This window comes from Variovorax sp. PAMC26660 (assembly GCF_014302995.1).
Taxonomy (GTDB): Bacteria; Pseudomonadota; Gammaproteobacteria; order Burkholderiales; family Burkholderiaceae_C; genus Variovorax.
The window spans coordinates 2441916-2454193 of the sequence record NZ_CP060295.1; the positions used below are offsets into that span (position 1 = coordinate 2441916).

Here is a 12278-nt window from a genome sequence, read left to right on the forward strand (position 1 = left end):
TTCGAACTGACCACCGTGGCCGGCGAGACCGTCGTCACCTCGCTGGCCTTTCCCGAGATGGCGTGGCTCGGCAGCAGCGCGCATGCAATGGCGCGGCGCATGACGCAGGCGGTGCAGTCGCATCTGATCGACAAGGGCCGCTATCTCGAGGCCGTGCAGATCAGCGACCCGCCGGCATTCGAGCGGCATGAGTTCGAGGTCGACCTGCAGGGTGGCAGCGACCCGCTGCTGCACCCGCCGCGCCGCTGCCGACATGTCGCGTTTCTATCCAGCGGCCCGGCGAACACGCCCTGCATCGGCTACGTCCCCGCGCTGGGCATCGTCGCGCTCGCCGAGGCGGAGCGCCTGCGCGAAGCCGTGAGCGAGGCCATCGTGCTCGAACACCGCCGCACCGGCCGGCAGACCGACGTGCGTCGCCAGGTGGCCGCCCAATGGTTCGAACAGGTCGAGCTGGCGCAATTGCCGCTCGACCTCGTGTTCCACAGCGCCGAAGCCCTGCGCAAGCTGAAGGACGATCGCGCCAAGCCGCTGCTTCCCACGGTGGCCGACGAAATGAGCATCGGCTCGCGCACCGCCGTCGGGCTGGCTGTGCCGCTGACAGCGCTGAAGCGTGCAGCGGAAGGCCGGTTCGCGCGCAGCGTGTTGATCGTCGGCTCGGAAAGCAGCGGCAAGACGGCGCTGATCCATCAGTACACACGCGAGCGCCGCGACCGTGCCGCCGGTTCTCCGTGGGAAACCAGCGCGGCACGGCTCATCCAGGGCCTGACGCGCGACGGCAGCTGGCAGCAGGCGCTGACCACGCTGTGCCGTGAACTGGCCGCGCGCGAGGTGGTGCTGTACGTCGGCCACCTGGCCGAGCTGTTCGAGGTCGGCCAGTACCAGGGCAACAGCATCAGCCTGGGCGATGCCTTGCGCGAGCCGCTGGCACGCGGCCAGTTGATGCTGCTGGCCGAAGCCACGCCCGCTGAACTCTCGCAGATCGACCTGCGCAGCCCCGGCTTCTCGGCGCTGTTTCAGACGGTGCGCCTGCCTGAACTGCCCGAGGCCGAGCAGGAGCGCACGATGCTCACCGCGGTGGCGGCCCTGGCGGCCGAACACCGTGTCGAGGTCTCGCCCGATGCGGTGTCCGAGCTGATCGCGCTCCAGCGCCGCTTCTCGCCGTACTCGGGCTTCCCGGGCAAGGGCATCCGCTTCTTCGAGGAGTTGATCCTGCACATGCGCGGCCAGCAAGGCGCAGTGATCGGGCGCGATGACGCGCTCGCCGCGTTCTGCGCCGAGACCGGCATGCCGCGGCGCATGCTCGACGCGCGCCTGCCGCTCTCGCTCGACGAAGTCGAAGGCTTCTTCCGCAGTCGTCTGTTCGGCCAGCCCGAGGCACTGTCCATCGTGACGAACCTGCTTGTCACCACCAAGGCCGGGCTTGCGCGCGGCGGCAAGCCGATCGCGTCGATGCTGCTGATCGGCCCGACCGGTGTGGGCAAGACGGAGACGGCCAAGGCACTGGCCGAGTTCATGTTCGGCGACCCGCACCGCATGATCCGCATCGACATGAGCGAATACGCCGACCCGGCCGCCGTGCTGCGCCTGCTCGGCGATCTCGGCGGCGACGAGGGTGTGTTGATCGGCGCGGTGCGGCGCCAGCCGTTCTCCGTGGTGCTCTTCGACGAACTCGAAAAGGCCCACCCCAGTTTCTTCGATCTGCTGCTGCAGGTGCTCGGAGAAGGCCGCCTGACCGGCGGCGACGGCCTCACCGCCAACTTCTGCGGCAGCTTTGTGGTGATGACGTCGAACCTGGGCGCCGAGGCGATGCAGCGCATGCCGATGGGCCTGGGCGCGGTGCGCGGCGATCCGCGCGCTCACTTCGAGCAGGCGGTGCAACAGGCCTTGCGCCCCGAACTGTTCAATCGCATCGACCACATCGTGCCCTTCGCCACGTTGTCGGCCGCCGAGCGCGCGCCGATCTTCGGCCGCGAGATGACGCTGCTGCGCAAGCGGGAAGGCCTGCTCGAACGCAGCGCTGAAATGACGCTCGACGACGGCGTCGCCGCCCGTCTCGCCGCGCTGCCCGGCGACGAACGCTATGGCGCCCGCGACGTGCAGCGCGTGCTGCGCCAGCAACTGCTGCTGCCGCTCGCGCATGCGCTGTCGCCGCATGCCTACGTCACGCCGCTGGCTGTGCGGATCGGCACGGGCGAAGCCGGCCAGCCGCTCGGCGTGCGCGTCGACCCGCTGCAGCGCCCGATCGACAACGCGCCACTGCTGACCGCCGAGGCATTGGCCGACGCGCGCCGCCATTGGCAGCGCGTTACCGAAGGTCCGCTCTTCGTGAACCTGGTGAACCACGTGTTCCGCCTCGACGACGAACGGCGCCGCTACGAAAAAAAGCGCCACCGCGCACCGCACCTGCCACATTGGGACGGCACGCCGTCCGCCAGCCGCGCACGCACGCTGAGCGCTGTGCAGCAGACGGCGCAGGGCTTGTTCGCCGAGATCATGTCGCTCGAGGGTCAAGCCCTGCTCGCGTTGGTCGGCGAGTCCGATGCGCCGCCCGACATCGCCGCGTGGCGCGCCGGCTTCACCGCGTTCAAGCAGCAGGCCTTCCATGCGGTGCGGCCCGACAGCGGGGTCTGCACCGTGGGCCTCTACGCCGCACCGGCATTGGCCACCACGCTGCATGACGCGTGGTGCGAACTCGCGGCGCTCGCCGGTTTCGAATTCCGCTCGCAGGTGGTCCGGCTCGGCGACGAGCCCCGCAAGCCCGCGCCGCCCGCCGACACCGAGGCGCGCGATGAAAAGCGCGAGGAGAAAACCGATGACGAGGCACAGCCCAGCCCGTACCTGAAATTTCCCTGGCCGCAGGCATCGGGCCGCAAGAGCCTGATCGTGGGCTTCGAGATCGAACTCAAGGGCCCCGCGGTGTCCGACTACTTCCGCCAAGAAAGCGGCGTCTGGCGCATCTGGGTCGGTGACCGCAACAAATCCGACGCCTGGGTCTCGGTGCGCAGCGGCACGCTCTCGGGCTTCAAGACGCCGCACAACGTGCATCGCCAGCACTTCTTCGACGGCCGGCCCGTGCACCGCGTTCTCAGGGAAGGCGTGCTGGCCGCGCAGCAGACCGACTGGCGCGCCCCGTTCCCGGATGCGCCCGCGTGGAAGCACGCGCTCGACGCCCAGTTCGACGTGCTGATGGATCGCATGCTGCTCGGGGAGGACGACTGATGAGCGGACGCGGCAGCCTGCGCATTCCGGTTTTCGTCACGCATCGAAAGGAAGCGGGCTACCGGCTGCGCTGCCTGTTCTTGCCGGAAATCGATGCGACGGCCATGCGCTACGAAGCGGCGCTGAACAAGCTGCGCCAGGCCGTCGTGCATCACTTCCGTGGCACGCGCAGCACGCGCGCCACGCTCGACGAGCGCCTGTGGCTCGGCTTCGCACCCGAACTGCGTTTCGAGCTCGTGCCGCTGGGCTTCGACAGCGGCCGCCGCTGGGTCGAGGGCGCGTTTGCCGCGGCCCACTTCACGGTCGGCGGACGCCGCTACGCCTGCCTGCCGCAGCTCGACGGCACGGTGGCCGACCTCGGCGAATCGCACCTCGACAAGGCGCAGCGCACCGAGCGGTTGGTGGCCAGCATCCAGGCCTGGTTCCGCGAGCAGCGCAAGGAGCGGGGCGACGCTTTCGACCCGCAACGCTACCTGGCCGCGCCCAATGACGAACTCGGCGAGCTCGAAATCTCGATGCACCTGGCGCAGGGGCGCTTCCCGTTCGAGAGCGAGCACGACCTGCGCGCCGCGTTGCGCGACGACGGCATCGGCGACGGGCCGACCGAGATGGCGCGCGCCGCCGTCGACCTGAACGATCTCTACCCGGACGAACTGACCCAGGCGATCCTGCGTGACGACGCGATCGAGGAACTGGGCCGCGCGATCTACCGGCCCGACGGCGGTGCCGGAGCCATCGTGCTCGTGGGTCCGCGCGGCGCCGGCAAGACGGCGCTGGTGCACGGCGCGCTGCGGCAATTCATGGCCTCCGAGACCGGCCGCGACCGCGCGAAGCTGCAGAAGATCTGGCATCTCGACCCGATGCGCGTGATCTCCGGCATGAGCGTGATCGGCCAATGGCAACGCCGCATGGCCGTGCTGCTGCAGCACCTGCAGTTCCGCCTGCGCGACGATTTCCGCATTGCCAGGCCCGACCATCTGTACTGCGACAACCTCGTCGCGTTGCTGGCGATCGGCAAGAGTTCGCAGAACACATTGACGCTGGCCGATGTGCTGCGCCCGCTGCTCGAAAAGCGCGCCTTCACCATGATTGGCGAGGCCACGCCCGAGGCCTGGCAGAAAGTGCAGCAGCGCGACCGCCGTTTTGCCGACCTTTTTCGCGTGATCCGCGTCGAGCCGCCATCGCGCGAGGCGGCCATCCGCATCGTCGGCTGGCGCCGTGCCGAGCTGGAGCGCCAGCACGAGTGCCGCATCGCTGCCGGCGCGGTGGCCGAGCTGCTGAAAATGGAGCGCCGCTTCGCCGCCGACGAGGTGCTGCCGGGCTCCGCGATCCGCGTGCTCGACCGGCTTGCCGTGCGCCACGCGCGCGGAGAGGTCGGCCGCGCCGAAGTGCTGGCCGCGTACACCGCGGCGTACCACTTCCGCGAGAAGCTGTTCTCCCGCCAGATCGGCCTGGCACCGGCGGAAGCCGCGGCGCATTTCGCGGCACGGTTGATCGGCCAGCCCGAGGCGCGCGCGCAACTGGTCGATGTCGTCGCGCTGATCAAGTCCGGCCTCGCGGCGCCTGGCAAGCCCCTGTCTTCGTTGCTCTTCATCGGACCGACCGGCGTCGGCAAGAGCGAGGCGGCGAAGCTGCTTGCCGACTTCCTGTTCGAGGACGAAGGCGGCCTGGTGCGCTTCGATATGAACGAATACGTCGACGGCGACGCGACTGGCCGCCTGATCGGCGACGCCTACCGTCCCGACGGCCAGCTCACCGCCGCCGTTCGCCAGCGCCGCGCCTGTGTGCTGTTGCTCGACGAGATCGAGAAAGCCCATCCGTCCGTGCACGACCTGCTGCTGCAGGTGCTCGGCGAGGGCCGGCTGACCGATGCGCTGGGCCGCACCACCGACTTCTCTCAATGCGTGGTCGTGCTCACCTCGAACCTCGGCGCCAGCGCGGCAAGCCGCCACACCGGCTTCGTGCGGCAACAAGCCGATGTGGCGCACACCTACCGCGAGGCGGTCGAGCGCTTCTTCCGGCCCGAATTCCTGAACCGCATCGACCAGGTCGTAGGCTTCACGCCGCTGGGTGCGGACGACATCGCCGCCATCGCCCGGCTGCAGCTGGAGCGCGTGCTGGCACGCGACGGCTTCGTGCGCAGGCTGACCTTCCTGAACGTCTCGGCGCAGGCGCTGGATCATCTGGCGCGGCTCGGGCATGACGAGGCGCTTGGCGCGCGGGCGCTGAAGCGCGGCATCGAGCGTGCATTGACGCAGCCCATCGCGCAGCGCCTGGCGGCTTCGCACAGCGGCCAGCCGATGCTGCTGGACGTGGCCTTCGGCGAGGGCGGGCTGACGACCCGCGCCACTGTGCTCGACTACGCCACGCGGCGCACGGTCCCGCTGCCGGAAGACATCGGCTCGGCCGCCGGCTACCAGGCACTGGCAACCAACGCCGACGCGCTGCACGAACGCCTGCGTGCGCAGCTCGACGCAGCGCCGGCAGAGCCCGAATCGCTGGCGTTGCGTGCGCTGCAAGTGCGGCTGGACCCGCTGCGCGAGGTGCTGGCACGCCGCAACTGGGATCTTTCGGAGCACCGTGTCGCGCCGGGACGCACTGTCAGGCAAAGCCCGCCACGGCCACGCGAATGGCGCCAGACGGGCCACCAGCAGGTGCTCGACGAGTTGATAGCGCAGCAGGACATGCGGGAATTCTTCGAGCAACTGTTTGCGGGCGCGTCGCCAGTGCGCGGCATGGACACCGAACTCGTGCGCTGGCAGCTCGAGATTGACCAGTTAGCGGGCCGCGCCGACAGCCTCGGCCGGCATGGCATCGAGCGCGTGGCGGTGGAAATCGTGCCGCTGCAGACCGGCGCCGGCGAGGCCACAGTCGAGACTGCGTGGGCCGACTACGCAACGCTGATCGCGCAGCTCGATCTGCACGAACTGCCGTCGCCGCGCGCCGGCGTGCGTTGCTTCGAGGGCATCGGCCTGCGCGACGCATTCAGCGGGGAATGCGGCATTCATCTCTGGTACGCCGGCGACGACCGGCCGTTGCCGCTGGCGGTGCGGCTGCTGTCCGCAGAGCAGGCAGCGCCCGATGCGGCGCCGACACCGCTGCCCACAGAGATCGTGCGCATCCGCCTCGAACCCGCGCGACCCGGCGACCATCGGCGCCTGACCGATCTGCGCTCCGGCCGCGTGCGCAAGTTCAGCGGCTCGCTCACCGAAGAAGACTGGCGCCTGCTGCTGTGGGACGGCCGTGCTGCGGCCCGCACACCCGCAGCACAGGACTGAAAGAAAAAGACCCGCATCCGCATGGCAACGCTTTCGTATCCCCTGGTGTGCTGGCAGCTCGACGACACGTCCGTCTGCGGCATCCTGCTCGGCACCGACTTCCAGGTGATCGAGCGCAACGCCCGCCGCGTGAAGGCTGCGCTGGCCGAGACCCTGCAGCGTGAACGCGAGCGCGACGGCTACGTGCCCGAGCCGGACATCGACAACGCGCGGCTCAAGCTGGTGCATGTGTCGGTGAATCTCGCGCACCGCACGGAGAAGGGCAGCTTCCCGGTGCCTCGGGCAACGGAGTTCCATGTGGCCGCCGTGTTCGGCGAGAACGAGGAAGACGGCTACGCCAAGTGCTACCTGCCCTGGCTCGACCAGAGCTTCTATTACTACGACGACGCGCAACTGCCGGTGCTGATCGAGCACTACACACGCGAATGCCTCGACGGACTCTCGCCCGAGGCCGCGCAACGCTTCCTGATGCCCGCCGCGCCGTGGCTCGACCAGATCGATGTGCGGCGCGACGACAAGACCACGAACAGGCAGCATGTGCCACGCCACCTGCGCGAGGCCTATGCGCAGCTCGATGCCGTGGCCGATCGCTTGCCCGAGACCGGCGCGCGCCGCGGCCTGCATGTGTTTCCCGAAGTGGCCTGGGAGCAGGGCGCCCTGAGCGACGAGATCGCGGAGCGGCTCGCGCGCGGCGGCAACCTGCTGCTGGTCGGCGAGCCCGGCGTCGGCAAGAGCGTGGTGATCCTCGAGGCGATCCGCAAGGCGCACCGCCTCACGGTTGCGCGCGACGCATCGCCGACCTTCTGGCGCAGCCATGCCGAGCGGCTCGTCGGCCGCGCGAAGTACCTCGGCGAATGGCAGGCGCTGTGCGACCAGACGGTCGAGTGGCTGGACATGTCGAACGGCCTGCTGTGGGTCACGGACTTCGTGAACCTGCTGCAGATCGGCGGCGAGAGCCCCGAGGAATCGATGGCCGCCTACCTGCTGCCGGCACTGCGCCGCGGCACGCTGCGGCTGGTCGGCGAAGCCAATCCCAGCGAACTCGAGATTGCGCGCCAGCGGCTGCCCGGATTCATCGACTGCTTCGAAACCCTGCGCCTGCCCGAGATGGACAGCGTGCGCGCGCGCCGCGTGCTCGAGCTCTTCGCGAGCCATGCGAAGAACACGCTGTCGATCGACATCGAGCGACCGGCGCTGGACACCGGCTACCGGCTGCTCGGCCGCTATGTGCGCTACGACAGCTTTCCGGGCAAGGCAGTGCGCTTCTTCGGCGATTGCGTGCGCGAAGCCATCGCCGGGCAAACAGGCATCGTGACCGAGACCGCCACCATCGCGCACTTCGCGAAAAGCACCGGCCTGCCCGAGAGCTTCCTGCGCGACGACCATCCGCTGGACGACACGCAGGTGCACGACTTCTTCGCACAGAAGCTGTTCGGCCAGGACGCGGCCATCGGCCACCTGAAAGACGTGGTCTATCTCTTCAAGGCCGGGCTGAACGACCCTGCCAAGCCGATCGCGACCCTGCTGTTCGCCGGGCCGACCGGTGTCGGCAAGACCGCGGCAGCCAAGGCGCTGGCGCGCTACTTCTTCGGTGCTGGTGGTGGCACGGACCCGCTGTTCCGCATCGACATGAGCGAGTTCCAGCACGCCTTCCAGATCGCGCGCCTGATCGGCTCCGGCAAACGGCCCGGGAAGCTGGTGGAACATGTACGGCGGCAGCCGTTCTCGGTCGTGCTGCTCGACGAGATCGAGAAAGCCGATGCCTCGGTGTTCGACCTGCTGCTGACGGTGCTTGACGAGGGCCGACTGCGCGACAGCCGCGGACGCATGACCGACTTTCGCAGCACCGTGATCGTGATGACCACCAACCTGGGCGTGCGCCACGGCGCGTCGCTGGGGTTCGGCGAGCCGGCGCCGAGCGACGGCGCGGTGCACGACATCCGGCAGTTCTTCCGGCCGGAGTTCTTCAACCGGATCGACCGCGTCGTGCCTTTCGCACCACTGTCGCGCATGGCCATCGAGGCCATCGCCGTGCAGGAGCTGCAGGCGATCGCGCAGCGCGAAGGGCTGGCGCGCCGCGGCATGCGCCTGAACTTTTCGCCCGAGGTCGTAGCGTTCGTCGCGGACAAGGGGTTCAGCCCGAAGTACGGCGCGCGGCCTTTACAGCGCGCCGTCGAGCAGCATGTGGTGGCTGCGGTCGCGCGGGCGATGTTCGGGCCTGTCGCGGACGGGGCTTGCCTGGAGGTGGTGCTGGTGGACGGGTCGGTCGTGGCGAAGCCAGCGCCCAGCTGAACCTCAGCGCTGCTGGGGGCACCCCAGCCTGAACTGCCGATCCCGTGTGCGCTTTCGCTCGTCGCGCAGCCCATCCTGTGAATACGCGCCCTGCGGTTGCCGTCCGACCGCGTCGATCCACTTGATGTGTTCGGCAAGGCCGCCGCACTCGGCCATTTCGTTCACTGCGTTCTGCGCGGCTTGCCGTTCGTACTGGTGCTGTTGCGCGGCGACGGCCGCGTTGTCGCGGATCGAGGCTTCGCGCGCTTCCGGGCTCATGCCGTCGGCGATGTTCACGTCGCGCCGCAGGCGGACCGTCGTGGCGCGCGAGCCTTCGGGACACGGGCCATCGGAGTAGGCCGCCTTGCCTGATGGGGTCAGGCACTTGGTCACATCGAAGGTGTCGAGTCCGGTCACGCCGGGAGATGTCACGGGCGGGGCGGGCGCAGGCCGGGTCTCCTGCACGGGCGGAGCGACGCGGGATGGTGCCGCAACCGGTTCCGTGGGAAGCCTCGCCGCCCGTTGTTGCGCCAGCAGCCACTCGGCGCCCAGATAGAACAGGTACACCGCCAGCACGGCCAGCGCCAGCCACAGCGCCCAATGACGCTCCGGCTTCGGCCGTAGGCCTTGCTCCCACGCATTCATCGCCTCGCGGCGCTCACGTATCGGGTCGTAGTCGTCGTCGGGCTTCATGGGGCCGCAGTATCTCCGGCCCGCGATGCACCGCGGCGGGCGTGCGCCGTGCCCCTTTGCGGAATCCTGCACCAAGGCCGCCCGAAAACAGCCCATATCAGGGTTTCCGTGAGGTCTAAGTCATAAAACTGACTTCATGCCCGTCACACGGGCGTCACCAGCTATGAAAACAATAGCATTCAACTTCCGGGCGAGGATCGTTCCTCGTAAACGCTATATCTAGCCCGACTCTTGCTAAGCAAAATCGTCGACGGATTTCACGTCACGCAAGATCGAGGACCACACAGCAATGAACCCATCGCGTCTCCGCCGGCCTCTGGCCGCGCTGGTATTGGGCGGTACAGCAGCATTCCTCGGGGCCATGTCTTCGGCCCACGCGTTCTCGAACCCGCCCATCCAGGTGGCGCAGGGCATCGAATACATGTGCGGTGGCGCCGCCCGGGATGAAGCCGCCTTCATGGAAATGGTGTCGCCGCGCTGGGCCGCCACCATCGAATTCGGTGTGAGCGACGGCAAGGGCGCGCAGCAGCCGGGCTTCCCGGCCAAGGCCCTGGTCGAAGTGCGCCAGAAATACACCGGGCAGGTCGTGCTGGACGTGCAGTCGCAGGGGCCGTACATGCTGGCGCGGCTCAATCCGGGCGCCTACGACGTGAACGTGACGCTGGGTGGGCTGACGCTCACGCAGTCGCTGGTGGTGATTGCTGGGCTGCCGGCGCGTGCGTCCTTCGTCTGGCCATCGAATTTCGACATGGCTTCGGTGACGCCGCCGCTGCCGCAGGCGCTGGCGCAGACTTCCGCCGCACGCTGAGAGACACGGGCGCGTCCGAGCGGCGTGCCAGTCTTTGATCGGTCAGCCTTTCCTAAGCCACGCGCCGCACATTGGTCGCGTGGCCTCTTGCCACGACGACAAGGAAAGGACCCAGACCATGACCTCCCGTTTTCCATCGCGCACGCGGCCCCTGGCGGCCGCCATGCTGTTCGGCGCCGTCCTGCTGGGGGCGCTTTCGTCGGCCCACGCGACGGTGAACCCGCCGATCTACATGGCGCACGGCGTCGAATACATGAGCGGCGGCATCGGCAGCGATGAAGCGCAGCTGATGGAGACGGTGTCGCCGCGCTGGCCCGCGACCTTCGAGTTCGCGGTCAAGGATCACAAAGGTGCCGATTTCGCAGCCAACGTGCACGTGACGGTGCGCGACGGCAGCGGCACCGCGCTGCTCGACAATGTGGTGTCGGGCGGCCCGTTCATGGTGGCGCGGCTGGAGCCGGGCAACTACGAAGTCGAAGCGCAACTCGGCAACCAGGTGTTGAAACAACCGCTGCATGTGCTGCCGGGCGCGCCGACCAAGGCCACGTTCGTGTGGCCGGCGGGCACCGACATGGCTTCGGCCGGCACGCGCACGGTGCAGTAGCGCGGCGAAAGTGGGCACAGGCACCGCTTTTCGCCGGCGCAGATTCGCGGACCCGGCTCGGCCACAACGCCCGCTATCCGGGTGCCTTGCGCTATAGAAAAAATAGCGGCTGCCGCGTCTTCGAGCGCCTTGAATGCGCGGCATGCGCCTTGCAGATGGTGTATCCCGGGCAGTGCCCGAACCCATTGCCCCGATGCCGATCCGCCCCCTGAGTGTCCTGACCGCGCTGCTGCACGTCTACATCGCGCTGCGCCTGCTGCCTGCGCTGGCCGTGCTCACGCCGGCGTGGCCGTTGGCGTTGCTCGCGCTGGTGGTGTCGGCGGCCACGATTCCCTTGCCCTTCGTGTCGCGCCGCATCGGGCGCGATGGTTCGCTGGACGACGTGCTCAAGTGGGTCGGGCTGATCAGCATGGGCTGGTTCTCGTCGATGTTCGTGCTGACACTGGTGCGCGACGCCGGCCTGCTGCTCGCCTGGCTGGCGAGCGCGCTGGGCGTGCTGCAGGTGCCGTGGAACGCGCTGCGGCCATGGAGCGCGCTGGCCGTGCTGGCCATGGCCACGGCCACGTCGCTGATCGGTTTTTTCAACGCGCGCCGCACGGCCGGCGTGAAGCGGGTGGACGTGCCGATCAGCGGGCTGCCGCAGGCGCTCGAAGGCTTCACGATCGCGCAGCTCAGCGACATCCACGTGGGCCCGACGATCAAGAGCGCGTACATCCAGCGCATCGTCGACGTGGTCAACGGCCTGGGCGCCGACGCCATCGCGATCACCGGCGACCTGGTGGACGGCAGCGTGCCCGAACTGCGCGAGCACATCGCGCCACTGGCCGGACTGCGGGCGCGCCACGGCACCTTCGTGGTCACGGGCAACCACGAGTACTACGCGGGCGCGCATGCCTGGATCGACGAGCTGCGCCGGCTCGGCCTGAAGGTGCTGTTGAACGAACACGTGGTGCTGCAGACGCGCAACGTGCGCGGCGCGCAGACCGACGAAGAGCTGTTTGAAAGCGCGCTGGTACTGGCCGGCGTGACCGACTTCACCGCCGGGCATTTCGACGCGGCACATGCCAGCGACCCGCATCTTGCGTTGTTCGACGCGCCGCCGCTGGTGCACACGCGCGTGCTGCTCGCGCACCAGCCGCGCAGTGCAACGCTGGCGGCAGCGGCGGGCTACCAGCTGCAGCTGTCGGGCCACACGCATGGCGGCCAGTTCTTTCCGTGGAATCTGTTCGTGCCGATGCAGCAACCCTTCACGGCGGGCCTGCACCGGTTGCATGACATGTGGATCTATGTGAGCCGCGGCACCGGCTACTGGGGACCGCCGAAGCGCTTTGGCGCGCCCTCCGAAATCACGCTGCTGACGCTGGTGCCTGCACGGCCCTGAGCGTCGTCCTGCTCCGCGTCTTCG

Annotated in this window: 7 protein-coding genes; 6 read left to right on the forward strand and 1 reads right to left on the reverse strand. The window is 68.7% G+C overall.

Annotation, left to right across the window (positions count from 1 at the left end):
* The first annotated feature begins 15 nt into the window (after positions 1 to 15).
* The 3 genes from H7F35_RS11810 to H7F35_RS11820 are packed head-to-tail and all read left to right on the forward strand — an operon-like array spanning position 16 to position 8789.
* Entirely contained in the window at positions 16 to 3219 is a 3204-nt protein-coding gene (locus H7F35_RS11810; RefSeq protein WP_187113037.1) for an AAA family ATPase, read from the forward strand.
* Positions 3219 to 6497 (forward strand): AAA family ATPase, encoded by a 3279-nt coding sequence (locus H7F35_RS11815; RefSeq protein WP_187113038.1) that lies wholly within the window; start codon positions 3219 to 3221, stop codon positions 6495 to 6497. Before H7F35_RS11810 ends, H7F35_RS11815 begins: the two co-directional genes overlap by 1 nt.
* Before the next feature lie 21 nt (positions 6498 to 6518).
* Positions 6519 to 8789: an AAA family ATPase gene (locus H7F35_RS11820; protein ID WP_187113039.1), complete on the forward strand. Its 2271-nt coding sequence runs from the start codon at positions 6519 to 6521 to the stop codon at positions 8787 to 8789.
* 3 nt (positions 8790 to 8792) lie between these two features.
* Here H7F35_RS11820 and H7F35_RS11825 read toward each other — a convergent pair whose 3' ends face one another.
* Complete coding sequence (locus tag H7F35_RS11825; protein WP_187113040.1) at positions 8793 to 9461, reverse strand: hypothetical protein; 669 nt, start codon at positions 9459 to 9461, stop codon at positions 8793 to 8795.
* A 289-nt stretch (positions 9462 to 9750) separates the two neighbouring features.
* Here H7F35_RS11825 and H7F35_RS11830 point away from each other — a divergent pair, with 289 nt between their 5' ends.
* From H7F35_RS11830 to H7F35_RS11840, 3 genes are all read left to right on the forward strand, one after another.
* A complete protein-coding gene (locus tag H7F35_RS11830) occupies positions 9751 to 10269 on the forward strand; it encodes a hypothetical protein (protein ID WP_187113041.1) in 519 nt (172 codons plus the stop codon).
* A 118-nt stretch (positions 10270 to 10387) separates the two neighbouring features.
* Entirely contained in the window at positions 10388 to 10873 is a 486-nt protein-coding gene (locus tag H7F35_RS11835) for a hypothetical protein (RefSeq protein ID WP_187113042.1), read from the forward strand.
* Between the two features lie 133 nt (positions 10874 to 11006).
* On the forward strand, positions 11007 to 12254 hold the full coding sequence (locus H7F35_RS11840) for a metallophosphoesterase (RefSeq protein WP_187113043.1): 1248 nt from the start codon (positions 11007 to 11009) through the stop codon (positions 12252 to 12254).
* The last annotated feature ends 24 nt before the right edge of the window (positions 12255 to 12278 follow it).